This is a genomic window from Mesorhizobium sp. URHB0026, assembly GCF_054059755.1.
The window spans coordinates 4,924,826-4,949,960 of the sequence record NZ_JBSSCN010000001.1 but is presented as its reverse complement, the minus strand read 5'-3'; the positions used below and the strand labels follow the sequence as shown (position 1 = coordinate 4,949,960).

Genomic DNA, 25,135 nt, shown 5'->3' with positions numbered 1-25,135 from the left:
ATGACCCACCGTATTCTGATCCTCGGCGGCACCACCGAAGCCCGGCAACTGGCCGGAAAACTGGCGGCGCGCGCCGATTGCTCGGTCACGCTGTCGCTGGCCGGCCGTACGGGAAACCCCGTCGCGCAAGGCGTGCCCGTGCGAAGTGGTGGGTTCGGCGGTGCCGACGGTTTGGCCGCTTATCTCAGGGAGGCAGGCACTGGTCTGCTGATCGACGCCACGCATCCCTACGCGGCGCGTATCTCCGCCAATGCCGCGCAAGCAGCACGCGCCACCGGCATGCCGATCCTTGCCTTGCGGCGTCCAGGCTGGGAAGCTGCCCAGGGTGACCGCTGGCTTGAGATCGACAGCGTTGCCGGGGCGGCGCGGGCGCTTGGCGATGTGCCGCGCCGCGTGTTTCTGGCGCTTGGCCGGCAGGAGGTCGCCGTCTTCGAGGCCGCACCCCAGCACCACTACCTCATCCGCAGCGTCGATCCGGTCGAGCCGAAGCTGGTTGTGCCCGATGCCGACTATCTGCTGGCGCGCGGGCCGTTTGGCGAGACCGACGAGCGCGTGTTGCTCGAAAAGCATCGTATCGATGTCGTGGTGTCGAAGAACAGCGGCGGCGCGGCGACATACGGGAAGATTGCCGCTGCCAGGGGGCTCGGCATCGAGGTGATGATGGTTCGCAGGCCCGTCCTGCCGGATGTGCCTTCGGCTGAAACCGTCGAAGCGCTGGCCGGGATGGTGCGTCATTTGGTCGAGCCCGAGGCCGAGCGCGGCGTGTAGACCAGCGCCGGCTTTTCGCCGCGCTTGATGATCCGAGTCTCCGGCGAACCGATGATGATGCAGGTCGCCATGTCGGCCTTTTCGGCGTCGACATCGGCCAGCAGATAGACCTCGATGCGTTCATCCGGCCGGCCGGCGGCGCGGCCGAAGATCACCGGCGTCGTTCCGGGCAGGATGGCGGCCAGGCATTCGAACGCGCGGCCAAGCTGCCAGGGGCGCGCCTTGCTGATCGGATTGTAGAGCGCGATGACGAAGCCGGCGCCGGCTGCCGCCAGGAGGCGCAGTTCGATCAGATCCCAAGGCTTCAGATTGTCGGACAGCGAAATGGCGCAGAAGTCGTGGCCAAGCGGCGCGCCGATGCGGGCGGCGACCGCGAGCATGGCGGTGACGCCAGGCACGACGGCGACGTCGACCGTGCGCCATTCGGCCGGGCCGGCCTCGATGGCCTCGCAGACCGCTGCGGCCATGGCAAAGACGCCGGGGTCGCCGCCGGACACCACGGCAACGTCGTGGCCCTCGGCAGCCTTGGTCAGGGCATCCTTGGAGCGGGCGAGTTCCTCGCGGTTGTCGGAAGCGACGCGGGTCTGGTCCGGGCGCAGCTCGAGCCGGTCGAGGTAGGGCTTGTAGCCATAGAAGAATTTTGCCTCGGCGATAGCGTGGGTGGCTTGCGGCGTGACCTGGTCGGCATTGCCGGGCCCGAGGCCGATGACGGTGAGACGGCCGCTCATATCTGGGCTCCAGCCGCGCTTGCCCGACCGGACCAGCCGGCAACCAGCACGATGGCGAAGTAGGGCGCCTTGTCGTCCGGCTTATCGGCAAGTTTCATCGAGACGCTGCCGGCCATGGTGCCGCGCTCGACATAGACGGCGCGCGTCAGCTTGCCGGTCGCCTCAAGCGCGCGCCTGATCTTGGGCAGGTTGCGGCCGACCTTCATGATGACGGCGGCATCGGTGTCGGCGAGGCGGCGCGTCAGCTCGAACTCGCTCATCGTGCCGGGCAGCACGGTCAGCACGTCGTCGCCTTGGACGATCGGCACACCGGTCTGCGACCAGCAGCCGGACATTGCGGTGATGCCCGGGATGACCTCGGTGTGGAAACGATGGGCAAGGCGGACATGCAGGTGCATGTAGGAGCCGTAGAACAGCGGATCACCCTCGGACAGCACGGCAACCAACCTGCCAGCGTCGAGGTGCTCGGCGACCTGTTCCGCCGACTCCTCGTAGAAGCCGGTGATCTGCGACCGGTAGTCGTCGTGATCCTTGTCGATCTCGGTGGTCACGGGATAGAGCAGCGGCAGTTCCAGCATGTCAGGCCGGAAGCGCGCCTCGACGATGGCGCGTGCATTGCTGTTGTTGCCGCGCTTGGCGAAATACGCCACGACATCGGCCTCGGCCAGCACCCGCGCGGCCTTCAGCGTCAACAATTCTGGGTCGCCGGGACCGGTGCCGACGCCGACGAGACGGCCTTTGGGGAGCGCGTTCACAAGCCCGGCCTCGCCAGTGAATTGAGTGCGGCGGCGGTCATGGCGCTGCCGCCGAGCCTGCCGCGCACAATGGCATAGGGCACGCCATAGGAATTCTCGGCCAGTGCGTCCTTGGATTCGGCAGCGCCGACGAAGCCGACCGGCATGCCTATGATGGCGGCCGGCCTGGGCGCGCCGTCGCGCAGCTTCTCCAGGAGATAAAAGAGCGCGGTCGGCGCGTTGCCGATGGCGACCACCGAACCGGCCATGCGCTCGCCCCACAGGTCGATGGCGGCCGCCGAGCGGGTGTTGCCGATCTCCCTGGCGATGTCGTGCGTGCGCGGGTCGCGCAGCGTGCAGATCACCTCATTCCCGGCCGGCAGCCGGGCGCGCGTGACGCCATGCGAGACCATTTCGGCGTCGCAGAAGATCGCCGCGCCGGCGGCCAGGGCTTTGCGCGCGGCGCTGACAAAGTCGGGAGAGAAAACGAAATGACTCGCCGCCTCGACCTGGCCGCAGGCATGGATCATGCGGATGGCGACATCCGCCTCGGCCTCGGAAAAGCGCGAGAGATCGGCCTCGGCGCGGATGATGGCGAAGGAACGCTCGTAGATCGCCGTGCCGTCGTGAATATAGTCGTAGGCGGCCATGCTCATTCCTGTAAATACGTCTGGGCAAGACCAGCCGTCCCAACCCTTGTCAGGCAAGCGGCGGCGGTTTCGCCCTGATATCGTGCACCGCGGATCATCGCCGCGACGCGGCTGAAGCCGCGCGCGGCGTCATAGCCCGGCCTGTAGCCGGCAGGAAGAGCCTTTGCCGTCGCGTTCACGACAAGTCCGGCTCCATTTTCGCCGCCGACTATTGTGAGCGCTGCCGGGCCGGGATTGGCGCAGCCCTTGGCGCAGCCGGAGACGTGCAGCGTGAAGTCAAGGATGTCGGCGTTTTCGGTGGCGATCGCCTCGGCGATGTCGCGCGTCGCGATCCGGCCGGAAGCGCAGGCCGGGGCGCCGGGGCAAGCCGCGATGCGCGTGCGCGGGTCGGTGGGAGAGGTGACGAAGCCGAGGGTGGCGGCGGTGTGGTGAAGGGATTGATTCGCATTCGCCGGCTGACCGAGGAAAAGCAAGGCGCGGCCGGGGGCGAGGCGGATTTCTGACGTGCCGAGGGCGAGGGAGCTTTGCGCGAGGCCGATGATCTTGTCCGCCGGCATGCTGCCATAGGGGAGGCCGATGCCGAAGGCGTGGCCGTTGTTCAAGTCGAAGAGGCCAACCGGCAGGCAACTATGCTCCACGGCGCCCTCCTCTGTCCCGCCGATCTCCGGCAGGACAGAGGGGGGCGGCGTGGAGTGCCAACCTGCGAGAGCGGCCAACTGCCGCTCCGACAAATCCCGTGTGTGTGCGTCCCGACCTTTCTCGGCGACCATCCGAAGCGCCGCGACAGCAATGTCGCGCGCCGCATCTTCGTCAGCCGTCGCAAGTCGCTTCTCACTTTGGCTGTCACCGGCAACTGATATGGCCCAAAGAGTGCCAGCGCTGACCCCAACCGCCTTCAACCTGACATCGGCCGTCACCGCATCCAGCGTGAGTTGCCCGCCGCCGTCGACGACCACCGAAACCTTCGGCCCAAGCCTTGGCGCCAGTCCTGCACCTTCGATCGCCGCCGTGATCCGCTCAGCCATTGGCCGGGGATCCGCGATCTCGTGTGGGTCGATACCCGCCAGCGGGCCGGTCTCGACCGGTACGCCGGTGCGCACCGCGATGCCCAGCGCATCGACCTCCGTTGCCAGCAACGCGGCACTTTCCGTCGTCAAGCCACGGATCTGCAGGCTGCCGCGCGCCGTCACTTCCATGATGCCGTTGCCGTGCCGCGAGGCGGACTCAGCAAGGGCGATCAACAGCTTCGGCGACAACCCTCGGGAAGGCGGGCCTCCGGAAGATGTGCCTCCGGAAGATGTGCCTCCGGCGATCGGATTGAGCCGCACCAGCAGGCCGTCGCCTGTCTGCATCGGCGCCGACAAGGCAGGGCAGGCGCCACGGCGCGAGAAGGCGTTCATGCCGCGACCCCGAGCGCGTTGGCCTCGGCGATCAGCGCGGCGAGATCGTCGTCGATGGAATTGCGCACGGGATGCCAGAGGCCGCGCCGGCGCGCCGACAGGAAGCGCTCGGCAATGACTTTGGCGGCTGCGGGATTTTCGCGCAGGATGAAGGCGCGGACGTCCGCGTCGCCAAGATAGGCATCGTGCACAGCCTCGATCAGCGCGCCTGAAATGGCATGGGTGGTCTCGGCGAAGCCGACCAGCCGGTCGACGGTTTCGGCGAATTCGGAGGCGCCGCGCGGGCCGTGCCGCATCTGGCCCGATATGAAACGTGAATTGACGGCACGGGCGCGTACCACGCGCGACACCGCCTCGCCGACCGATCGCGGTTTCGGCTTCCGCGGATCCGTGGTGTCGAGCACGATGACGTCGGCGTTCCTGCCGAGTGCGGCCAAGGCGGCCGAGAAGCCGCCGATGAAGGCGACGTCGGCGGAGCCTTCGAGAATGTCGCGGCCGGGGTCATCGCCGGTGTGGACGAGAAGATCGGCCTCGGCGATGCGGCCTTCAAACGCTCCCGGTGCCGAGACGCCTTCGCCGCCGGCACCGCCATAGGCATGCGAGGTCGCGTCGAGATAGGCGCGGCCGATCTCTTCCCGCGCCGTCCAGTAGCCGCTCGACAGCATGTCCTCGACGCCGGCGCCGTACGTGCCGGGCGAAGTGCCGAAGATCCGTGGGCTGACCTTGCCGTCGGCGCGGGTTTTGGCGGCGAGCGGGTTTTCCGAATCGTCCTCGTCGCGCGCGGCAACGGCCCTGGCGGCGGCGTCGATCAGCGCGATCTGGGTCGGGAACATGTCGCGGAACAGACCTGATATGCGCCAGGTGACGTCGACACGCGGGCGGCCGAGCGCAGCCGGGGGCAGCACCTCGATGCCGGTGATGCGGCCGGTGGCAGTGTCCCATTGCGGTCGGCAGCCGATCAAGGCCAGGCCCTGCGCGATCTCCTCGCCGCCGGTGCGCAGCGATGCCGAGCCCCAGAGATCGATCACCAGCGAACGCGGCCAGTCGCCATGCGACTGCATGTAGCCGCGCACCACTTCTTCGGCCGCCGCTTTGCCAAGATCATATGCGATCGGCGTCGGCATGGTTCGCGGATCCGAGGTGAACAGGTTGCGGCCGGTTGGAAGCACGTCACCGCGGCCGCGCGCGGGTGCGCCGGCCGGACCCGCCTTGACGTGACGCCCATCGAGCGCGGCGAGCAGGGAGGCCTTCTCGGTGCCCGCGCTTTGCCGGCGCATGGAGTCTGGTTCGTCGTTTGGGACGCGGCCGTAGATGTGCAGCCCGTCCTTGATGGCGAAATCCTTGAGGTCGCAGAGCCAGGCGTCGATGCGGCGCAGCGCTTCGTCGGGCGCGTCGGTCTTGGCGACGCCGGCTTCGGAGGCAAGGCCGGTCTTTTGCGCGGTTTCGACAATCAGCCTGGCGAGCCGGTCGCGGCGACGCCGGTCGAGCCCGTCGGCCTGGGCATATTCGTCGACCAGCCGTTCGAGCTCGTGCTGGTCCTCGTCCAGCCCGGCGCCTGCCAGCGGCGGCGGCAAATGGCCAAGGGTGACGGCGGCAATGCGCCGTTTGGCCTGCGCGGCTTCGCCGGGGTTGGAAACGATGAAAGGATAAATGACTGGTAATGCGCCGGTGACGATCTCGGGAAAGCAGGTTTGCGACAGCGCGACGGTCTTGCCGGGCAGCCATTCCAGCGTGCCGTGGGCGCCGACATGGATGAGAGCGTGGGTGCCGATCGATTTGCGCAGCCACAGGCCAAAGGCGATCAAGGCATGGCGCGGGGGGAGGGTCGGATCGTGGTAGTCGGCGCGACGATCGGCCGAGCGGCCCCGGTCGGGGGCGAGTGCCACGGTGACATTGCCGAAATGCGCGGCGCGGAAGGGGAAGTGGTGTTTGCCTGATAGCGAAGTTGTGTGCGAGGTCTCATTTTCCGCTCTGCCCCACGCAGCCTTTACCGCGGCAATCGCCGATGTCGGCAACTCTTTCGAGAAGTCGAGATAGTCATTCAACCCCAGCCCATCACTGCCCCGCTCCAGCATCTGCAACAATTCACGCGGCGTTTGCGGAATCCCCTCAACGGCATAGCCCTGTTCGCTCAAGTCGTGCAGCATGGCCAGGACGCTGGATGGCACATCCAGCCCGACCGCATAGCCTGTGCGGCCAGGTGCACTGGGATAGTCGGGGATGAGGATCGCGAGCTTGCGCTCGTCCCGCTTCGTCTCCCGCAGCCGGATGAAAGCCGAGACTCGACCGGCCACTTGCTCCACCCGGTCCAGTTCCGGCCGGTTCGCCAACGCGCGATGGCCAAGCGCCGGATCGATATCGCTCTCGGCCTTGAAGGAAATGGCGCCGGCGAGGATGCGGCCGTCGAGTTCGGGCAGCACGACATGCATGGCAAGGTCGGCTGGCGCCAGGCCGCGCTGGTTGTTTTCCCAGACGTCGCGGCGCGTGGTGGCGACGATGACCTGGAAGACGGGCACGCCGGCGCGGTCGAACAGGGTTTCGACGCCGGGTTCCGCGCCGGATGCGAAAGCGGTCGCGGTGACGATCGCGGCGGGTTTCAGCGATGCGATGGCATTTTCGACGAAAGCCAGCGACGCCGGATCCTTCAGACTGGAAACGAAGATCGGGACCGGTGCCAATCCCCTGGAGCGCAAAGCCTCGGCCAGCGCGTCGATCGGGGCGACATCGGCGGCAAGCAGCATCGATCGGTAGAAGAGAATCGGGATAATGGGAGTGTCGCTGTTGGAACCGGCCGGCTCCTCCGCGACCCCCAATCCAGCCTGATAGTACCCGGCCTTCGGCACGCTGACCGGGTTGGCGACGGGCGTATCCTGTCCGGCCAGGCCTGCCAGCTTGTGCACCAGCGCGCTCATATTGGCCGGGCCGCCCTCGCGGAAATAGCCGAGCAGGCCGTCCAGTTCGGCACGCGGCAGCGTCGAGGCTTCGACCAGCCTGAGATCCTCGTCGTGGCTTTCGCCGGGAAGCAGCGCCAGTTTGATGCCGCGTTCGCGGGCAATCACCGCCAGTTGGTCGCAGCCATAGCGCCACCACTCGTAGCCGCCGAGGATGCGCACCAGGATGATTTTGGCGTGGCGGGCGACGCTGTCGATCCAGAGGTCGACGGACATGGGATGGCGCAGGTCGCGCAGTGCGGCCAGCCGCATCGAGGGCAGGCGACCGGCATCCGCCTTCCACGCCGCAGCCAGTCCGGCGAGATCGCTGTCGGTGAAGGATAGGGCCACGATGTCCGCCGGCGCCTGCCTGAGATCGACAGGCTCGGCGAGGTCGTCGAGCGAGGCGGAGGTCGTGGTGAGGATGTGCATCCCGGCGCGGCCTGGAAATCAGCCGGCGAGGATACGTTCGATCGCAGGACGGTTCAGCCCCTTGAGGCCGATGACGACAAGGCGCGATCGGCGGTCGTCCCCGGCGGTCCAGGCACGGTCGTAGTAATGATTGACCCGCGGGCCGACGGCCTGCAGCAGGAGCCGCATCGGCTTGCCGCCGACCTCGACGAAGCCTTTCACGCGCAGCACGTTTTCCTGTTCGGCGGCGGCGGCGACGCGCTTTGCCAACTCGTCGGGATTGGCGATCGAGGGAATGTCGACGATGAACGTGTCGAAGTCGTCATGCTCGTGATCGAATGCGCCGTCATGGTGGGACTTGCGGTTCTCGATGTCGTCCTCGACGGCGAGACCGAGCCCGAGCAGCACCGAGGGATCGACCTTGCCATGGGACGTCGGCACGATCTTCACGGCGCGGACGGAGTGTTCGTTGACGATGGCCTTGGCGCGAGCCGAGCCGGCGGCGTCCATCAGGTCGCTCTTCGACAGGATGATCAGGTCGGCGCAGGCGATCTGATCCTCGAACACTTCCTCGACCGGATCGTCATGGTCGAGGCTCTCGTCCTGCGCGCGCTGCGCCTGCAGGGCGTCCATGTCGTTGGCGACGCGGCCTTCCGCCAGTGCGGGGCCGTCGACCACGGCGATGACGCCATCGACGGTCACGCGGCTCTTCACCGTCGGCCACTGGAAGGCTTGGACCAGAGGCTTGGGCAGAGCGAGGCCCGAGGTTTCGATCAGGATATGGTCGACCTTCGGCGTCAGCGACAGGATCTTGTCGAGGGCCGGCACGAAATCGTCGGCCACGGTGCAGCAGATGCAGCCATTGGCCAGTTCGACGATGTTTTCCTCTGGGCAGGTGTCGATGCCGCAGCCCTTGAGGATCTCGCCGTCGATGCCGATGTCGCCGAACTCGTTGACGATGATGGCAATCCGCTTGCCGCCCGCGTTTTCCAGGAGATGGCGGACCAGCGTCGTCTTGCCGGCGCCGAGGAAGCCGGTGACGACGGTGCAGGGAACGCGAGACAGAGATGTTGTCATGATCAGTCTTTCAGCATGTCGAGGGGTGGAATGCGGGCAACGAGGCCGCGCTTGAGGCTATCGGGCCTGCCCCGCCAGGGAATGAGGCCGTCGCTCGAGGTGGCGAAGAGTTTCGCGCCGGTTACTAGATCGGCGCCGCTGGTCGTGGTCAGATCGCCGAACACATAGCTCCAGCAGCCGTCGCGCAGGATCGCGGCGCTAAGCCGGCGCTTGCAATTGCCGAGGCATTCGACCGTGCGGACGCGAATCTTCTCGGCCAAGGCGGCTTGGCGCGTATCTTCAGCCAAAAGTTCGCCGGCCCGGGGATGGGCGTCGGAGCCGGTCTCGTCGCGACAGGAAGCGCAGACAATGACCGTGATGCCGGCCAGGGAATCATCCCCGCCGGACGAAATGTCGGTTGTTTCAGCCGAAAAGCTGCTGTCGCGATCCAAATCAGGCTCCTTGCCCGGAAAACCCGCCAGGCGATCGGATTATTGCATTCCAGACGGCAGGTCTCCTGGCTCGCGGGTCATCGCCTTGGTAGCCGCCTTCCCGGGACAATCCCAGTGGCTTTCGGCCTTGGCTCTTCGCTCACAGTTGCGGGGACAGCCGCGGATTTGGGATTTTCAATCCCGCACCGCATTCCCTCTTGGCTCCTCCCTTTGCCGAGAGGAGACCGTCTGAATGGGATTTAGGCTCTTGCAGGCAGCGGTGTCAACGCGAGCTTACGACACCGCGATGTCGGACAGCGCCGGGCCGAGATCGCCGACAGGGGTTATTTCCATGCGCTCAAGGCCAAGCCAGCCCTGCATCTGCCTCAATTCCTCGAAGAGCTGGGCGGCGGTTTCGGGCGGTGCGTCGGGCTCGGCGTAGGCGGCATGGACGCGCAGGACACTGGCCGGCCGGTCGGCCTTGAGGTCGATGCGCGCCACAATCCTGTCGCCGAGCAGGAAAGGCAGGACATAGTAGCCATATTGCCGCTTGTCGGCCGGCGTGTAGATTTCGATGCGGTAATGGAAGTCGAACAGCCGCTCTGAGCGCGAGCGCTCGAAGACGACCGGATCGAACGGCGCCAGCAGGGCGCGGGCCTCGATCTTGCGCGGCATACGGGCGTCCTTGTGAAGGTAAGCCGGCTTGTCCCAGCCCTCGACACGGACCGGCAGCAAGTCGCCGAGTTCGACCAGTTCCTCCAGCCGGCCTTTCATGTCGGCCGGCGAGAGTCGAAAATAGTCGCGCAGGTCGCCTGAAGTCGCCACGCCATGGGCACGGGCGGAAATGCGCAGCAATTCGCGATGCGCGTCCTCAGGCGTCGGTACCGGCAGATCGAGGATCGGCTGCGGCAGCACGCGCTCCGGGAGGTCGTAGAAGCGCTCGAAGCCGCGTCGGTGCGCGGTGGTAATGCGCCCGGCCCAGAACAGCCACTCGAAGGCGTGCTTGGCGTGGCTCCAACCCCACCAGCCGCCGGAGCCTTTCTGGCCTTCGAGCGCCGAAGCGGCGATCGGCCCGCGCGCGACGACCTCGCGGTGGATCTCTTCTATATAGGCGGCGTGCTCGCGGCCCCATTTGGCCAGTCCCAGATACATTTCATCGCCTTGCTCGGCGCGCTGCATGCGCCAGCGCATCAGCGGGTAGGTCTCGACCGGCAGGAACGAGGCTTCATGCGCCCAATATTCGAAGACGGTGCGCTTGCGCGTCACGGCGGCGTTGTCGAGCAAAGCGAGGGGATAGGGGCCGAGACGCGAATAGAGCGGCATGTAATGAGCGCGCACCACGGCACTGACGGAATCGATCTGCAACAGGCCGGTGCGGGACAGAACGCGGGCGAAATGGCGACGGTCCGGCGTGCCGGCCGGGCGGGGATCGAGAAATCCCTGGGCCGCGAGCGCGATGCGCCGGGCGGCGGCAAGCGAGATCTTTTCCTTCATGCGGATGCGTCTCTGATGGACCTGTCTGGCACATTGCTGGGCGTGATTCCCATCCATGCTAGCAGGGTTTTGGCGGCAACCGTGTCAGGAGAGAAAAGTGGAGTTTAAAGCGAAGGAAATCAAACAGGAGCGGATGGGACCAGTTTCTCCCGGAATGCCGTCCAGCGCGGTGTTTTGAACAAGGTTTGACTTGCTTCGCTGGAAGTGCTGCGCTAACCCTCGCCGCGTTGCAGCATAGGCCCCTTAAAACGGTTCAGCGGTTAATCTGTCACGCTTCCGCATTAAGGTTCGGTGCTGTAGTCAAAGTGGATTGGCGCCAACGGAAAGCCGCTGCATGAACGCACTTCTCAGTTCGTACCTGCCCATCGTCCTGTTTATCGGCGTGGCACTGGTCGTCGGCCTGGCGCTACTGGCGGCCCCGTTCCTGGTGGCGTATCGCAACCCCGATCCTGAAAAACTTTCCGCCTACGAGTGCGGTTTCAACTCGTTCGACGACGCCCGCATGAAATTCGACATCCGCTTCTACCTGGTGTCGATCCTGTTCATTATATTTGACCTGGAAGTAGCCTTCCTCTTCCCCTGGGCAGTGTCCTTCTCGAAGATCGGCATGCTCGGTTTCTGGTCAATGATGGTGTTTTTGGCAGTGCTGACCATCGGCTTTGCCTATGAATGGAAAAAAGGAGCGCTGGAATGGGATTGAACGACAGTTCAGGCACCCTCGTCGCGCCGAAGCCCAAAGGTATTATCGATCCCAACACCGGCAGGCCGGTGGGGGAGGACGATCCCTTCTTCCTCGAAATCAACAATGAGCTTGCCGACAAGGGTTTTCTGGTCACCTCGACCGAGGCGCTGATCACCTGGGCGCGCAGCGGCTCGCTCATGTTCATGACCTTCGGTCTGGCGTGCTGCGCGGTCGAGATGATCCACACCTCGATGCCGCGTTACGATTCGGAGCGGTTCGGTGTCGCGCCGCGCGCGTCTCCGCGCCAGTCCGACATCATGATCGTCGCCGGCACGCTGACCAACAAGATGGCGCCGGCGCTGCGCAAGGTCTACGACCAGATGCCGGAGCCGCGCTACGTCATCTCGATGGGTTCGTGCGCAAATGGCGGCGGCTACTATCACTATTCCTATTCGGTGGTGCGCGGCTGCGACCGGGTCGTGCCGGTGGACATCTACGTGCCCGGCTGCCCGCCGAGCGCCGAAGCCCTGCTCTACGGCATTCTTCTGCTGCAGAAGAAGATCCGCCGCACCGGCACGATCGAACGGTAAATCCATGGCCGCCTCCTTAAGCGAACTGTCGACCTATCTCGGCGAGAAGCTGCCTGGCCGCTTCGGCGATGCGGTATTCGCCTATGGCGAGCTCACCGTTCACGTCGAGCCTCAAAACTTGATCGAGGTGATGACCTTCCTGCGCGACGATGCGCGCTGCCAGTTCATCTCGATCATCGATGTCTGCGGTGCCGACTACCCGTCGCGGGCCAAGCGCTTCGACGTCGTCTATCACCTGCTATCGCCGAAGCAGAATGTTCGCATTCGCATCAAGGTGCAGGCCGACGAGGAGACGATGGTGCCTTCGATCACCGGCGTCTATCCCGGCGCCGATTGGTTCGAGCGCGAAACCTACGATCTCTATGGCGTGCTGTTTTCGGGCCATCCGGACCTGCGCCGCCTGCTGACCGACTACGGTTTCGAAGGCCATCCGCTGCGCAAGGATTTCCCGCTCACCGGTTTCGTCGAAGTGCGTTACGACGACGAAGCCAAGCGCGTCATCTACGAGCCTGTGGAACTGAAGCAGGAATTCCGCAATTTCGATTTTCTGTCCCCATGGGAAGGCACGGATTACGTGCTGCCAGGGGATGAGAAGGCAAAGCAGTAATGGCTGAAACCTCCGTCCGCAACTTTAACATCAACTTCGGACCTCAGCACCCTGCCGCGCATGGTGTTTTGAGGTTGGTTCTGGAGTTGGACGGCGAAGTGGTCGATCGCGTCGATCCGCATATCGGGCTCTTGCATCGCGGTACGGAGAAGCTGATCGAGCATAAGACCTATCTGCAGGCGGTGCCTTATCTCGACCGGCTCGACTATTGCGCGCCGATGAACCAGGAGCACGCCTTCGCGCTCGCCGCCGAGCGCCTGCTCGGCATCGAGGTGCCGAGGCGCGGCCAGCTGATCCGCGTGCTCTATTGCGAAATCGGCCGCATCATGTCGCACATCCTCAATGTGACGACGCAAGCCATGGATGTCGGCGCGCTGACGCCGCCGCTGTGGGGCTTCGTCGAGCGCGAAAAGCTGATGGTGTTCTATGAGCGCGCCTCCGGCTCGCGCATGCATGCGGCCTATTTCCGGCCCGGCGGCGTCCACCAGGACCTGCCGCGGCAGCTGGTCGAGGACATCGGCAAGTGGATCGACCCTTTCTTGAAATCGCTCGACGATCTCGACAGGCTGCTCACCGGCAACCGCATCTTCAAGCAGCGCAATGTCGACATCGGCATCGTCTCGCTGGCCGACGCCTGGGCCTGGGGTTTTTCGGGCGTCATGGTCCGTGGTTCGGGCTCGCCGTGGGACCTGCGCAAGTCGCAGCCCTATGAATGCTATTCGGAAATGGATTTCGACATCCCTATCGGCAAGAATGGCGACTGTTTCGACCGTTACCTCGTGCGCATGGAAGAGATGCGCCAGTCGGCACGGATCATGCGCCAGTGCATCGATCTCTTGCTCGGCAAGGAAAGCACCGGGCCGGTGTCGAACCTCGACGGCAAGGTGGTGCCGCCCAAGCGCCAGGCGATGAAGCGTTCGATGGAAGCGCTCATCCATCACTTCAAGCTCTATACCGAGGGCTACCGCGTCCCGGCCGGCGAGGTCTATGCGGCGGTCGAGGCGCCAAAGGGCGAGTTCGGCGTCTACCTGGTCTCCGACGGCACCAACAAGCCGTATCGTTGCAAGCTGCGCGCCCCCGGTTTCGCGCATCTGCAAGCCATGGATTTCCTCTGCCGCGGTCACATGCTGGCCGACGTTACAGCCGTCCTCGGCTCCCTCGACATCGTGTTTGGTGAGGTCGATCGCTAAATGTCAGTCCGCCGTCTCGCAGAAGCCAGCGTCCAGCCAGCCTCCTTCGCCTTCAACCGGGCGAATGCGGCAGCGGCGAAGCAATGGATCAAGAAGTATCCCAAGGGCCGCGAGCAGTCGGCGATCATTCCCCTGCTGATGATAGCGCAGGAGCAGGAAGGCTGGGTCACCAAGGCGGCGATCGAGACCATTTCCGACATGCTCGGCATGCCGCGTATCCGCGGCCTCGAGGTCGCGACCTTCTATACGCAGTACCAGTTGAACCCCGTCGGCACTCGTGCGCACATCCAGGTTTGCGGCACCACGCCCTGCATGCTGCGCGGCTCGGAAGCGCTGATGGACGTGTGCCGCTCGAAGATCCATCACGACCAATTCCACACCAACGACAAGGGCACCTTGTCGTGGGAGGAGGTCGAATGCCTCGGCGCCTGCGTCAACGCGCCGATGGTCATGGTGTTCAAGGACACGTTCGAGGATCTGACGCCCGAGCGTCTGGCCGAAATCATCGATCTCTACGACGCCGGCAAGGGCGCCTCGGTGACCCCGGGACCGCAGAACGGCCGCACCGGCTCGGAGCCGGCCTCCGGCCTGACCACGCTGAAGAGCGAAAAGGCGATCCTCAAGTCGACCCGCGACCGCGAAACTCGGGAAGCAGCCAAGGCCGCGAAGGCAGCGCCCGACGCCATCATCGCCGCGCCGGTGCCGGCACCGGCTGCCCCAGCCGCCCCAGCTGCGTCTGGTCCGGTTGCTCCGTCGAAATCCAGCAGGCCGAAGACCGCCGCGCCAGAGACCAACCCGACGTTGAAGACGCCGTCGCCGGCCAAGGTCGCGCCGATCACCGAGAACGCGGCCAGCGTTGCGGCACCCCTCCACTCGGCCGCCAACGCCAACAAGGCCGCTCCTGAAGTCGAGGCGACTCCAAAACAACGCAATGGGCCGAAGAACCGGGGCGAACCGGGCAGCGCCTTCAAGGCGCCGGAGACCAAGCAGCCTGCCGCCAAGCCGACCAAGAAGCCGGTCTGAGGGACGAAAAATGCTTCAGGACAAAGACCGCATCTTCACCAATATATACGGCCTCTTCGACAAGTCGCTGGCCGGCGCAATGGCTCGCGGCGCCTGGGACAACACGCCCGGCATCGTCGCCAAGGGGCGCGAGTGGATCGTCAACGAGATGAAGGCGTCGGGCCTGCGCGGACGTGGCGGCGCCGGCTTCCCGACCGGGCTGAAATGGTCGTTCATGCCCAAGCAGAGCGACGGCCGGCCGAGCTATCTCGTCATCAACGCCGATGAATCCGAGCCCGGCACCTGCAAGGACCGCGACATCCTGCGCAACGATCCGCACACGCTGGTCGAGGGCGCGTTCCTGGCCGGCTTCGCCATGGGCGCGATTGCCGCCTACATCTATGTGCGCGGCGAGTTCATCCGCGAGCGCGAGGCGCTGCAGCGGGCGATCGAGGAGGCCTACGAAGCCAAGCTGATCGGCAAGAACAACACGTCGGGCTACGATTTTGAAATCTACATGCACCACGGCGCCGGCGCCTATATCTGCGGCGAGGAAACCGCGCTGCTCGAAAGCCTCGAAGGCAAGAAGGGCCAGCCCCGGCTGAAGCCGCCATTCCCGGCCAATGTCGGCCTCTATGGCTGCCCGACCACTGTCAACAATGTCGAATCGATCGCGGTGGCGCCGACCATCCTGCGCCGGGGGGCTGCCTGGTTCTCGTCCTTCGGCCGGCCCAACAATGTGGGCACCAAGCTGTTCTGCGTTTCCGGCCACGTCAACAATCCGTGCACCGTCGAAGAGGCGATGTCGATCCCGTTCCGCGAGCTTATCGAAACCCATTGCGGCGGCATCCGCGGCGGCTGGGACAATCTGCTCGCCGTCATTCCGGGCGGCGCCTCGGTGCCGCTGGTGCCGGCGGAGCAGATTATCGACACGCCGATGGATTTCGACGCGCTGCGCGATCTCAAGTCCGGCCTCGGCACGGCCGCCGTCATCGTCATGGACAAGTCAACCGATGTCGTGAAGGCGATCGCGCGGCTTTCCTACTTCTACAAGCATGAGAGCTGCGGCCAGTGCACGCCGTGCCGCGAGGGCACCGGCTGGATGTGGCGGGTGATGGAGCGGCTGGTGCGCGGTGAGGCTCAGAAGCGCGAGATCGACATGCTGCTCGACGTCACCAAGCAGGTCGAAGGCCACACGATCTGCGCGCTGGGCGATGCGGCGGCATGGCCGATCCAGGGCCTGATGCGGCATTTCCGCGGCGAGGTGGAGCGGCGGATCGACGAGTTTTCGCGCAACGCGCACCGGGCCGAACCGGTCATGGTGGCGGCGGAATAACAAGAAACTTTTGAACGCGGGAAGAAACGGGGCGGGGCGAACGAAGAAACGACCAGGAGAACTCTATGGCGCCGTATTCGACACCCTACCCATTGATGCCCAATTTGGACCAGATCGAGAAGATGAATCAGGACCTGACCAGGATGATGCCGAAGGAGATGGCCAGCGCCGTCCACCTTTTCGTGCACCCTGTCGTGGGTGCGGTGGCGATGTCGGCGCTTGGCATGGGGCTCGCCAATCATGCGTTCGGCGTCTGGATGGGTGCGCTTTCGGGGGCCGCCGAGGCATCGCACCGTCTCATGCAACCGCTGATCGAGGATTTCGAGGCACGCGTCGAACAATTCGACGACGCGAACCCCTCGTCCATCAAGGCGCGGGCGACCGCGAAGACGATGATTGCCGAGGCGCAGTCCTTCGCCCAGGAAGTCACCGATATCGCAGCCAGGGAAGCCGCCACCATCGCGCCGGCCGCCAATGCCGCTCCGGCAACAAGCGAGGCGGCGGATGTGCTGCTGCCGGAAGATTTCAAGCAGCCCAAGGCCATTGAGAAGCCGACGAGGCCCTCCGACCTCAAGGCGATATCGGGCATCGGCCCGAAGCTGGAAAAGGTGCTGAACGGCCTCGGTATCTGGACGTTTGCCCAGATCGCCGCATGGTCGCCGCAAGAGATCGCCTGGGTCGACGATTATCTGTCGTTCAAGGGCCGCATCGGCCGTGACGACTGGACCGCCCAGGCGGCGGTGCTGGCCGCGAAGAAGTGAATGAAATGTCGGGCGCTGCGTCTGTCGCGCCCGGAAAATGAGATTGCGGGAAATCCGCAGGGGTTTGAGGCGAATGGCAAAGCTCAAGGTCGACGGGAAAGAAATCACTGTACCCGACCACTACACGCTGCTGCAGGCGGCCGAGGACGCGGGCGCGGAAGTGCCGCGCTTCTGCTTCCATGAGCGGCTGTCGATTGCCGGCAATTGCCGCATGTGCCTGATCGAGGTGAAGGGCGGGCCGCCCAAGCCGCAGGCCTCCTGCGCCATGGGCGTGCGCGACCTGCGCCCCGGCCCGAACGGCGAGCCGCCGGAAATCTTCACCAACACGCCGATGGTCAAGAAGGCCCGGGAAGGCGTGATGGAATTCCTGCTGATCAACCATCCGCTGGACTGCCCGATCTGCGACCAGGGCGGCGAGTGCGACCTGCAGGACCAGGCGATGGCCTTCGGCGTCGATTCCTCGCGCTACCACGAGAACAAGCGCGCGGTGGAAGACAAGTATATCGGCCCGCTCGTCAAGACAGTGATGAACCGCTGCATCCACTGCACGCGCTGCGTCCGCTTCACCACCGAAGTTGCCGGCATTTCCGAACTCGGCCTGATCGGCCGCGGCGAGGATGCCGAGATCACCACCTATCTCGAACAGGCAATGACCTCGGAGTTACAGGGCAATGTGATCGATCTCTGCCCGGTCGGCGCGCTGACCTCCAAGCCCTTCGCCTTCCAGGCGCGGCCGTGGGAGCTGACCAAGACCGAATCCATCGACGTGATGGATGCCGTCGGTTCGGCGATCCGCGTCGATAGCCGTGGGCGCGAAGTGATGCGCATCCTGCCGCGCGTCAACGAAGCCGTGAACGAGGAATGGATTTCCGACAAGACCCGCTTCATCTGGGACGGCCTGCGCACGCAGCGCCTCGACCGCCCCTATGTGCGCAAGGACGGCAGGCTGGTTCCGGCGAGCTGGGCCGAAGCGTTCGCGGCGATCAAGGGCGCGGTTTCGGCGGCGGCCCCCGACAAGATCGGCGCCATCGCGGGCGATCTCGCCGCGGTCGAGGAGATCTATGCGCTGAAGCTCTTGATGGCCTCGCTCGGCTCGAAGAACACCGACTGCCGCCAGGATGGCGCGGCGCTCGATCCGGCGCTCGGACGCGCCAGCTATATCTTCAACCCGACCATAGAAGGCATCGAGCAGGCCGACGCGGTGCTGATCATCGGGGCCAATCCGCGCTTCGAGGCCTCGGTGCTCAACGCCCGCATCCGCAAGCGCTGGCGCCTCGGCAATCTGCCGGTCGGCGTCATCGGCGATGTCGGCGACACGCGCTATGACTACGAACAGCTGGGTGCCGGGCCGGATTCGCTGAAGGATCTGGCGGACGGCAACGGCAAGTTCTTCCAGACACTGAAGAAGGCGACGCATCCCCTTGTTATCGTCGGTCAGGGCGCCCTGGCGCGCGCCGATGGCCCGGCTGTGCTCGGCCAGGCGGCCAGGCTCGCCGCCGCCGTGAATGCCGCACGCGCCGACTGGAATGGCTTTGCCGTGCTGCACACCGCAGCGGCGCGCGTCGGCGGCCTGGACCTCGGCTTCGTGCCGGGCGAGGGCGGCAAGAACGTCGCCGGCATGCTGGGCGAGACGGATGTCCTGTTCCTGCTCGGCGCCGACGAGATCGACATGAGCAAGACCGGCGGCGCCTTCGTCGTCTATGTCGGCACGCACGGCGACGCCGGCGCGCATCGCGCCAATGTCATCCTGCCGGCGGCGGCCTATACCGAAAAGTCCGGCACCTACGTCAACACCGAAGGGCGCGTCCAGCAGACCAACCGCGCCGGCTTCGCGCCGGGCGACGCGCGCGAGGATTGGGCCATCCTGCGGGCGCTGTCCGACGTACTGGGCAAGAAACTGCCGTTCGATTCGCTGACGCAACTGCGCGCAAAGCTCTATGGCGAATACCCGCATCTGGCCCGTATCGACCAGGTCGCGGCCGGCAATGCCGAGGATATCGCCGGCGTGGCGAAGCTCGGCGGGCGGTTGAACAAGGGAACCTTCACCTCGCCGGTCAAGGATTTCTACCTAACCAACCCGATCGCGCGCGCATCGGCCGTGATGGCGGAATGCTCGGCACTGGCCAAGAGCGGCTTCAAGCAGGCGGCGGAATAAGCATGGATACCTTCTTCTCCTTCTACGTGCTGCCGGCGCTGCTGATCCTCCTGAAGTCAGTCGTGCTGATCGTGGTGCTGCTGATCTTCGTCGCCTACATCCTCTATGCCGACCGCAAGATCTGGGCGGCCGTGCAGCTTCGCCGTGGCCCGAACGTCGTCGGCCCCTGGGGCACGCTGCAGGCCTTCGCCGACCTGCTGAAATTCGTCTTCAAGGAACCGGTCATCCCGTCGGGCGCCAACAAGGGCGTCTTCCTGCTGGCGCCACTTGTCTCCGCCGTGCTGGCGATCTCGGCCTGGGCGGTCATACCGGTCAGCCAGGGTTGGGCGATCGCCAACGTCAATGTCGGCATCCTCTATGTCTTCGCCATCTCCTCGCTCGAGGTCTATGGCGTGATCATGGGCGGCTGGGCATCCAACTCGAAATATCCGTTCCTCGGCGCTTTGCGTTCGGCGGCGCAGATGGTGTCCTACGAAGTTTCGATCGGCTTCGTCATCGTCACCGTGCTGCTCACCGCCGGCTCGCTCAACCTCAGCGATATCGTGCTGTCGCAGCAGGGTGGGCTTGGAACGCGGCTCGGACTGCCCAACACGTTCCTCGACTGGAACTGGCTGGCGCTATTCCCGATGTTCGTCATCTTCTTCATCTCGGCGCTGGCGGAGACCAACCGTCCGCCCTTCGATCTGGTCGAAGCCGAATCGGAGCTGGTCGCCGGCCACATGGTCGAATATTCGTCGACGCCGTTCCTTTTGTTCTTCCTCGGCGAGTATGTCGCGATTGTGCTGATGTGCGCGCTGGCCACCATCCTGTTCCTCGGCGGCTGGCTGCCTCCCTTCGACTTCGCGCCCTTCACCTGGGTGCCCGGCGTCATCTGGTTCGTGCTGAAGGTCTGTTTCGTGTTCTTCGGCATCTCGATGGTGAAGGCCTTCGTGCCGCGCTACCGCTACGACCAGCTGATGCGGCTGGGCTGGAAAGTGTTCCTGCCAATCTCGCTGTTCATGGTCGTCGCCACCGCGGCCTTCCTCAAGATCACGGGGTTTGCGTGATGTCCGCTTTGTCCCAGGCCGCAAAATCGCTGCTGCTGCAGGATTTCGTCAGCGCCTTTTTCCTCTCGATGCGCCAGTTCTTCGCGCCGAAGGAGACGATCAACTACCCGCACGAGAAGGGGCCGATCAGCCCGCGCTTTCGCGGCGAGCATGCGCTGCGCCGCTATCCCAACGGCGAGGAACGCTGCATCGCCTGCAAATTGTGCGAGGCGATCTGCCCGGCGCAGGCGATCACCATCGAGGCCGGCCCGCGCCGCAATGACGGCACGCGCCGCACGGTGCGTTACGATATCGACATGGTGAAGTGCATCTATTGCGGCTTTTGCCAGGAAGCCTGCCCGGTCGACGCCATCGTCGAGGGGCCGAATTTCGAGTTCGCGACCGAAACGCGCGAGGAACTCTACTACGACAAGGACAGGCTGCTGGCGAATGGCGACCGGTGGGAGCGCGAACTGGCGCGCAACATCTCGCTGGACTCGCCCTATCGCTGACATTCGACGCATGGACGGGGGCGAGGGCCCTCGTCCAGAGGATGGATCCCGAAAAGTTGCGGAGTTTTCGGACAAGATCATCCTCCGGCAGACAAAAGTGTCGCATGTTTCTTTCGATCGGGTATTTCAACCCGATCGGAACATGCGATAGGACACAACGAAACTTGCCGACCGGAGGCGGTCGCAAAAATCAAACAGGACGAGCGTCCTGTTTGGACAGGAACCCGGGGGATCCCCAATGCTGAGTGGACTAGAGGCGGCTTTCTTCTACCTCTTCGCCTTTGTCGCCGTGGCGTCGGCGTTCATGGTCATTTCGTCGCGCAACCCCGTGCATTCGGTGCTGTTCCTGATCCTGACCTTCTTCAACGCCGCCGGCCTGTTCATGCTGACCGGCGCCGAGTTCCTGGCGATGATCCTGCTCGTCGTCTATGTCGGCGCGGTCATGGTGCTGTTCCTGTTCGTCGTCATGATGCTTGACGTCGATTTTGCCGAACTGAAGAGCGGCGCCCTGCAATACGCGCCGATCGGCGCGCTGGTCGGGCTGATCCTGGCAGCGGAGCTGATCGTGGTGCTGGGCGGCTACACCTTCGCGCCGAAGCTCGCCTCGACGGTCGCAAAGCCCATCCCGGATCTCGCCGCGCGCTCGAACACGGCGGCGCTCGGCGACATCCTCTATACCGACTACCTCTACTACTTCCAGATTTCGGGCCTCATCCTGCTGGTCGCCATGATCGGCGCCATCGTCTTGACGCTGCGCCACAAGGAAGGGGTCAAGCGGCAGTCGATCGCAGCCCAGGTCGGCCGCACCGCGGCGACCGGCATGGAAATCCGCAAGGTCAAGTCGGGCGAAGGAGTCTGAGATGGTCGTCGGCATCGCACACTATCTGACCGTATCGGCGATCCTGTTCACGCTCGGCGTGTTCGGCATCTTTCTCAACCGCCGCAACATCATCGTCATCCTGATGTCGGTCGAACTGATCCTTCTGGCGGTCAACATCAATTTCGTCGCCTTTTCGGCGGCGCTCGGCGATCTGGTCGGCCAGGTGTTCGCGCTGTTCGTGCTGACGGTCGCGGCGGCTGAAGCCGCCATCGGGCTTGCCATTCTCGTCGTCTTCTTCCGCAACCGGGGCTCGATCGCGGTCGAAGACGTGAACATGATGAAGGGTTGACGGGGCGACTATGTATCAAGCGATCGTCTTCCTTCCGCTGCTCGGCTTCCTGATCGTCGGCCTGTTCGGCAATGCGCTCGGTGCCAAGGCATCCGAATACATCACCTCCGGCTTCCTGGTGATCGCGGCCGTGCTGTCATGGGTCGCCTTCTTTTCCGTCGGCTTCGGCCATGGCGAGGTGTTCACGGTGCCGGTGCTGCACTGGATCCAGTCCGGCGGGCTGGACGTCTCCTGGGCACTCAGGATCGACACGCTGACAGTGGTGATGCTGGTGGTGGTCAACACGGTGTCGGCGCTGGTTCACGTCTATTCGATCGGCTACATGCACCACGATCCGAACCGGCCGCGCTTCTTCGCGTATCTGTCGCTGTTCACCTTCGCCATGCTGATGCTGGTGACGGCCGACAACCTCGTGCAGATGTTCTTCGGCTGGGAAGGGGTGGGCCTGGCGTCCTACCTGCTGATCGGCTTCTGGTACAAGAAGCCGTCGGCCAATGCCGCGGCAATCAAGGCCTTCGTCGTCAACCGAGTCGGCGATTTCGGCTTCGCGCTCGGCATTTTCGGCGTCTTCGTGCTGTTCGGCTCGGTCAATCTCGGCACCATCTTCGCCAATGCGGCGACGTTCATCCCGGCCGAAGGCGCGCCGCAGGGTGCCGCCGTGCTCACCTTCCTCGGCCATGCGCTCGACAAGCAGGCGGCAATGACCGTCGTCTGCCTGCTGCTGTTCATGGGCGCCATGGGCAAGTCGGCGCAGGTGCCGCTGCACACCTGGCTGCCGGACGCCATGGAAGGCCCGACCCCGGTGTCGGCGCTGATCCATGCCGCCACCATGGTGACGGCCGGCGTGTTCATGCTGGCGCGGCTTTCGCCGCTATTCGAATTGTCGCACTCGGCGCTGACGGTGGTCACCTTCATCGGCGCCTTCACCGCCTTCTTCGCGGCGACCGTCGGCCTGGTCCAGAACGACATCAAGCGCGTCATCGCCTATTCGACCTGCTCGCAGCTCGGCTACATGTTCGTGGCGCTCGGCGTCGGCGCCTATGGCGCGGCGATCTTCCATTTGTTCACGCACGCCTTCTTCAAGGCGCTGCTGTTCCTCGGCTCCGGCTCGGTCATCCACGCCGTCTCCGACGAGCAGGACATGCGCAAGATGGGCGGCTTGAGGAAGCTGATCCCGACCACCTACTGGATGATGGTGATCGGCACGCTGGCGCTAACCGGCGTCGGCATTCCGGTGACCGTCATCGGCACCGCCGGCTTCTTCTCCAAGGACGCCATCATCGAGGCCTCCTTCGCCGGCCATAATTCGGTCGCCGGCCTGGCCTTCATCCTGCTGGTCATCGCCGCCTGCTTCACCTCCTTCTATTCGTGGCGGCTGATCTTCATGACCTTCCATGGCAAGCCGCGGGCAAGCCACGAGGTGATGCACCACGTCCATGAATCGCCGCCGGTGATGCTGGTGCCGCTGTTCATCCTGGCGGCTGGGGCGCTGTTTGCCGGCATCATCTTCCACAATTCCTTTATCGGCGAAGGCTATGACGAGTTCTGGAAGGCGTCGCTGTTCACGCTGCCGGACAACCATATCCTGCACGAGATCCACGAACTGCCGCTGTGGGTGGAGCTCTCGCCCTTCATTGCCATGCTGATCGGTTTCGCTCTGGCCTGGAAGTTCTACATCCGCTCGCCGGAGATGCCGGTCAATCTGGCCGCCCAGCATCGCGGGCTTTACGCCTTCCTGCTCAACAAGTGGTATTTCGACGAGCTTTACGACTTCCTGTTCGTTCGCCCGGCCAAGCGTCTCGGTCACTTCCTGTGGAAGACCGGTGATGGGACCATCATCGATGGACTCGGGCCTGACGGCATTTCGGCGCGCGTCGTCGACGTCACCAACCGCGTCGTCAAGCTGCAGACCGGCTATCTCTACCACTACGCCTTCGCCATGCTGATCGGCGTTGCCGCACTCGTCACCTGGATGATGCTCTGATGACCGCCTGGCCAATCCTCTCGCTGGTCACCTTCCTGCCTCTGGTTGGTGTGCTGCTGATCCTGTTCATCAACGATGACAGCGAAAACGCGCGCCGCAACATTCGCGCCATTGCGTTCATAACCACGGCATTCACCTTCCTGGTGTCGCTGTTCATCTGGACCGGCTTCGACAATTCGCAGGCCGGATTCCAGTTCGTCGAAAAAGTCGCCTGGCTCGATTCCGGCATTTCCTACCATATGGGCGTCGACGGCATTTCCATGCTGTTCGTCATCCTGACGACCTTCCTGATGCCGCTTTGCATCCTGGCGTCGTGGGAAGCGATCGAGAAGCGCGTCAAGGCCTACATGATCGCCTTCCTGCTTCTGGAAACGCTGATGATCGGCGTGTTCTGCGCGCTGGACATCGTGCTGTTCTATGTCTTCTTCGAAGCCGGCCTGATCCCGATGTTCATCATCATCGGCGTGTGGGGCGGCAAGCGGCGCGTCTACGCCTCGTTCAAGTTCTTCCTCTATACGCTGGCCGGCTCGGTGCTGATGCTGCTCGCCATCATGGCGATGTTCTTCCAGTCCGGCACCACCGACATCCCGACGCTTCTCACGCACAGCTTCCCGGCCAACATGCAGACCTGGCTGTGGCTTGCCTTCTTCGCCTCCTTCGCGGTGAAGATGCCGATGTGGCCGGTGCACACCTGGCTGCCCGACGCGCACGTCGAGGCGCCGACGGCGGGCTCCGTCATCCTGGCCGGCATCCTGCTGAAAATGGGCGGATACGGCTTCCTGCGCTTCTCCTTGCCGATGTTCCCGCTCGCGTCGGAAATGTTCGCGCCGCTGGTGTTCACGCTGTCGGTCGTCGCCATCATCTACACCTCGCTGGTGGCGCTGATGCAGGAGGATATGAAGAAGCTGATCGCCTACTCGTCGGTCGCCCACATGGGCTTCGTCACCATGGGTATCTTTGCCATGAACCAGGAAGGCGTGCAGGGCGCCATCTTCCAGATGCTCAGCCACGGCCTGGTGTCAGGCGCGCTGTTTCTGTGCGTCGGCGTCATCTATGACCGCATGCATACGCGTGAGATCGCCGCCTATGGCGGGCTCGTCAACAACATGCCGAAATACGCCACCGTGTTCCTGATCTTCACCATGGCCAATGTCGGCCTGCCGGGCACGTCAGGTTTCGTCGGCGAGTTCCTGACCATGCTTGGCGTGTTCCGGGTCAACACCTGGGTGGCGTTCTTCGCCGCGACCGGCGTCATCCTGTCGGCGGCTTACGCGCTTTGGCTCTACCGAAGGGTGATCTTCGGCGCGCTGACCAAGGACAGCCTGAAGGGGCTGCTCGACCTGTCGACCCGCGAGAAGGCGATCATCTATCCGCTGGTCGTGCTGGTCATCTTCTTCGGCGTCTATCCCGCCCCCGTCTTCGACGCGACGGCCCAGTCGGTCAAGTCGCTGGTCACCAATGTCACTGCATCCATCGGCGCCGCGCAGACCGCGGCGGCCAACTGACCCAGGGGTTTTGCG

At 64.5% G+C, this 25,135-nt stretch carries 22 protein-coding genes, 1 pseudogene and 1 riboswitch; of the genes and pseudogenes, 15 read left to right on the top strand and 8 right to left on the bottom strand.

Annotation, left to right across the window (positions count from 1 at the left end; genetic code table 11):
- Positions 1–768, top strand: coding sequence for a cobalt-precorrin-6A reductase (locus ACVWWD_RS24375; RefSeq protein WP_352553379.1), 768 nt, complete (start codon positions 1–3; stop codon positions 766–768).
- Here ACVWWD_RS24375 and ACVWWD_RS24370 read toward each other — a convergent pair.
- The 8 genes from ACVWWD_RS24370 to ACVWWD_RS24335 all read right to left on the bottom strand — a co-directional run bounded on the left by ACVWWD_RS24370 (position 732) and on the right by ACVWWD_RS24335 (position 10,602).
- Complete coding sequence (locus ACVWWD_RS24370; RefSeq protein ID WP_352576594.1) at positions 732–1,496, bottom strand: precorrin-3B C(17)-methyltransferase; 765 nt, start codon at positions 1,494–1,496, stop codon at positions 732–734. The two genes, ACVWWD_RS24375 and ACVWWD_RS24370, sit on opposite strands and share 37 nt — an antisense overlap.
- Positions 1,493–2,251, bottom strand: a complete 759-nt coding sequence (locus ACVWWD_RS24365; protein WP_023769774.1) for a precorrin-2 C(20)-methyltransferase — start codon at positions 2,249–2,251, stop codon at positions 1,493–1,495. Before ACVWWD_RS24365 ends, ACVWWD_RS24370 begins: the two co-directional genes overlap by 4 nt.
- On the bottom strand, positions 2,248–2,880 hold the full coding sequence (locus ACVWWD_RS24360) for a precorrin-8X methylmutase (protein ID WP_352553372.1): 633 nt from the start codon (positions 2,878–2,880) through the stop codon (positions 2,248–2,250). The genes ACVWWD_RS24365 and ACVWWD_RS24360 overlap by 4 nt, the downstream gene beginning before the upstream one ends.
- Positions 2,881–2,882: 2 nt before the next feature.
- The gene (gene cobG, locus ACVWWD_RS24355; protein WP_352553370.1) at positions 2,883–4,280 is read right to left on the bottom strand and encodes a precorrin-3B synthase; all 1,398 of its coding nucleotides are present in this window, start codon (positions 4,278–4,280) and stop codon (positions 2,883–2,885) included.
- Positions 4,277–7,642: a cobaltochelatase subunit CobN gene (gene cobN, locus ACVWWD_RS24350; protein ID WP_457103457.1), complete on the bottom strand. Its 3,366-nt coding sequence runs from the start codon at positions 7,640–7,642 to the stop codon at positions 4,277–4,279. Before cobN ends, cobG begins: the two co-directional genes overlap by 4 nt.
- A gap of 18 nt (positions 7,643–7,660) precedes the next feature.
- Positions 7,661–8,698 carry a cobalamin biosynthesis protein CobW gene (gene cobW, locus ACVWWD_RS24345; protein WP_352553366.1) on the bottom strand — a complete coding sequence of 346 codons (1,038 nt, stop codon included), beginning with the start codon at positions 8,696–8,698 and terminating at the stop codon, positions 7,661–7,663.
- A 2-nt stretch (positions 8,699–8,700) separates the two neighbouring features.
- Positions 8,701–9,129, bottom strand: coding sequence for a DUF1636 family protein (locus tag ACVWWD_RS24340; RefSeq protein WP_352553364.1), 429 nt, complete (start codon positions 9,127–9,129; stop codon positions 8,701–8,703).
- A 38-nt stretch (positions 9,130–9,167) separates the two neighbouring features.
- A riboswitch (cobalamin riboswitch) is annotated at positions 9,168–9,373 on the bottom strand.
- Positions 9,374–9,402: 29 nt separating this feature from the next.
- Complete coding sequence (locus tag ACVWWD_RS24335) at positions 9,403–10,602, bottom strand: winged helix-turn-helix domain-containing protein (protein ID WP_352553362.1); 1,200 nt, start codon at positions 10,600–10,602, stop codon at positions 9,403–9,405.
- Between the two features lie 334 nt (positions 10,603–10,936).
- Between ACVWWD_RS24335 and ACVWWD_RS24330 the strand changes: the two genes are divergently transcribed.
- The 14 genes and pseudogenes from ACVWWD_RS24330 (at position 10,937) to ACVWWD_RS24265 (ending at position 25,120) form a co-directional block, all read left to right on the top strand.
- Complete coding sequence (locus tag ACVWWD_RS24330; RefSeq protein WP_010910112.1) at positions 10,937–11,302, top strand: NADH-quinone oxidoreductase subunit A; 366 nt, start codon at positions 10,937–10,939, stop codon at positions 11,300–11,302.
- Positions 11,293–11,874: a NuoB/complex I 20 kDa subunit family protein gene (locus ACVWWD_RS24325; protein WP_015317338.1), complete on the top strand. Its 582-nt coding sequence runs from the start codon at positions 11,293–11,295 to the stop codon at positions 11,872–11,874. Before ACVWWD_RS24330 ends, ACVWWD_RS24325 begins: the two co-directional genes overlap by 10 nt.
- 4 nt (positions 11,875–11,878) lie before the next feature.
- Complete coding sequence (locus tag ACVWWD_RS24320) at positions 11,879–12,481, top strand: NADH-quinone oxidoreductase subunit C (RefSeq protein ID WP_015317339.1); 603 nt, start codon at positions 11,879–11,881, stop codon at positions 12,479–12,481.
- Positions 12,481–13,671, top strand: coding sequence for an NADH-quinone oxidoreductase subunit D (locus ACVWWD_RS24315; RefSeq protein WP_023769780.1), 1,191 nt, complete (start codon positions 12,481–12,483; stop codon positions 13,669–13,671). Before ACVWWD_RS24320 ends, ACVWWD_RS24315 begins: the two co-directional genes overlap by 1 nt.
- Positions 13,672–14,682, top strand: a pseudogene (gene nuoE / locus ACVWWD_RS24310) (NADH-quinone oxidoreductase subunit NuoE); the annotation flags it as partial.
- A gap of 22 nt (positions 14,683–14,704) precedes the next feature.
- A complete protein-coding gene (gene nuoF / locus ACVWWD_RS24305) occupies positions 14,705–16,009 on the top strand; it encodes an NADH-quinone oxidoreductase subunit NuoF (protein ID WP_015317342.1) in 1,305 nt (434 codons plus the stop codon).
- 65 nt (positions 16,010–16,074) lie between these two features.
- On the top strand, positions 16,075–16,770 hold the full coding sequence (locus ACVWWD_RS24300; protein ID WP_023769782.1) for an NADH-ubiquinone dehydrogenase subunit: 696 nt from the start codon (positions 16,075–16,077) through the stop codon (positions 16,768–16,770).
- A gap of 73 nt (positions 16,771–16,843) precedes the next feature.
- Positions 16,844–18,925, top strand: a complete 2,082-nt coding sequence (gene nuoG, locus ACVWWD_RS24295; protein ID WP_023769783.1) for an NADH-quinone oxidoreductase subunit NuoG — start codon at positions 16,844–16,846, stop codon at positions 18,923–18,925.
- 2 nt (positions 18,926–18,927) lie between these two features.
- Entirely contained in the window at positions 18,928–19,971 is a 1,044-nt protein-coding gene (gene nuoH, locus ACVWWD_RS24290) for an NADH-quinone oxidoreductase subunit NuoH (RefSeq protein ID WP_015317345.1), read from the top strand.
- Entirely contained in the window at positions 19,971–20,462 is a 492-nt protein-coding gene (nuoI, locus tag ACVWWD_RS24285) for an NADH-quinone oxidoreductase subunit NuoI (protein ID WP_015317346.1), read from the top strand. Before nuoH ends, nuoI begins: the two co-directional genes overlap by 1 nt.
- Before the next feature lie 238 nt (positions 20,463–20,700).
- Entirely contained in the window at positions 20,701–21,321 is a 621-nt protein-coding gene (locus ACVWWD_RS24280) for an NADH-quinone oxidoreductase subunit J (RefSeq protein WP_023769784.1), read from the top strand.
- A gap of 1 nt (position 21,322) precedes the next feature.
- Positions 21,323–21,631, top strand: a complete 309-nt coding sequence (gene nuoK / locus ACVWWD_RS24275) for an NADH-quinone oxidoreductase subunit NuoK (protein ID WP_013894819.1) — start codon at positions 21,323–21,325, stop codon at positions 21,629–21,631.
- Positions 21,632–21,641: 10 nt separating this feature from the next.
- Positions 21,642–23,615: an NADH-quinone oxidoreductase subunit L gene (gene nuoL / locus ACVWWD_RS24270; RefSeq protein WP_352551678.1), complete on the top strand. Its 1,974-nt coding sequence runs from the start codon at positions 21,642–21,644 to the stop codon at positions 23,613–23,615.
- Positions 23,615–25,120 carry an NADH-quinone oxidoreductase subunit M gene (locus ACVWWD_RS24265; protein WP_023769786.1) on the top strand — a complete coding sequence of 502 codons (1,506 nt, stop codon included), beginning with the start codon at positions 23,615–23,617 and terminating at the stop codon, positions 25,118–25,120. Before nuoL ends, ACVWWD_RS24265 begins: the two co-directional genes overlap by 1 nt.
- The last annotated feature ends 15 nt before the right edge of the window (positions 25,121–25,135 follow it).

Coding starts and splice junctions, on each gene's coding strand:
- ACVWWD_RS24325 (WP_015317338.1), top strand. CDS start 11,293: ATGGGATTGAACGACAGTTCAGGCACCCTCGTCGCGCCGAAGCCCAAA.
- ACVWWD_RS24265 (WP_023769786.1), top strand. CDS start 23,615: ATGACCGCCTGGCCAATCCTCTCGCTGGTCACCTTCCTGCCTCTGGTT.
- ACVWWD_RS24320 (WP_015317339.1), top strand. CDS start 11,879: ATGGCCGCCTCCTTAAGCGAACTGTCGACCTATCTCGGCGAGAAGCTG.
- ACVWWD_RS24330 (WP_010910112.1), top strand. CDS start 10,937: ATGAACGCACTTCTCAGTTCGTACCTGCCCATCGTCCTGTTTATCGGC.
- cobN (WP_457103457.1), bottom strand. CDS start 7,642: ATGCACATCCTCACCACGACCTCCGCCTCGCTCGACGACCTCGCCGAG.
- ACVWWD_RS24335 (WP_352553362.1), bottom strand. CDS start 10,602: ATGAAGGAAAAGATCTCGCTTGCCGCCGCCCGGCGCATCGCGCTCGCG.
- nuoF (WP_015317342.1), top strand. CDS start 14,705: ATGCTTCAGGACAAAGACCGCATCTTCACCAATATATACGGCCTCTTC.
- ACVWWD_RS24375 (WP_352553379.1), top strand. CDS start 1: ATGACCCACCGTATTCTGATCCTCGGCGGCACCACCGAAGCCCGGCAA.
- ACVWWD_RS24300 (WP_023769782.1), top strand. CDS start 16,075: ATGGCGCCGTATTCGACACCCTACCCATTGATGCCCAATTTGGACCAG.
- nuoK (WP_013894819.1), top strand. CDS start 21,323: ATGGTCGTCGGCATCGCACACTATCTGACCGTATCGGCGATCCTGTTC.
- ACVWWD_RS24315 (WP_023769780.1), top strand. CDS start 12,481: ATGGCTGAAACCTCCGTCCGCAACTTTAACATCAACTTCGGACCTCAG.
- ACVWWD_RS24370 (WP_352576594.1), bottom strand. CDS start 1,496: ATGAGCGGCCGTCTCACCGTCATCGGCCTCGGGCCCGGCAATGCCGAC.
- nuoH (WP_015317345.1), top strand. CDS start 18,928: ATGGATACCTTCTTCTCCTTCTACGTGCTGCCGGCGCTGCTGATCCTC.
- nuoL (WP_352551678.1), top strand. CDS start 21,642: ATGTATCAAGCGATCGTCTTCCTTCCGCTGCTCGGCTTCCTGATCGTC.
- nuoG (WP_023769783.1), top strand. CDS start 16,844: ATGGCAAAGCTCAAGGTCGACGGGAAAGAAATCACTGTACCCGACCAC.
- nuoI (WP_015317346.1), top strand. CDS start 19,971: ATGTCCGCTTTGTCCCAGGCCGCAAAATCGCTGCTGCTGCAGGATTTC.
- cobW (WP_352553366.1), bottom strand. CDS start 8,698: ATGACAACATCTCTGTCTCGCGTTCCCTGCACCGTCGTCACCGGCTTC.
- cobG (WP_352553370.1), bottom strand. CDS start 4,280: ATGAACGCCTTCTCGCGCCGTGGCGCCTGCCCTGCCTTGTCGGCGCCG.
- ACVWWD_RS24280 (WP_023769784.1), top strand. CDS start 20,701: ATGCTGAGTGGACTAGAGGCGGCTTTCTTCTACCTCTTCGCCTTTGTC.
- ACVWWD_RS24360 (WP_352553372.1), bottom strand. CDS start 2,880: ATGGCCGCCTACGACTATATTCACGACGGCACGGCGATCTACGAGCGT.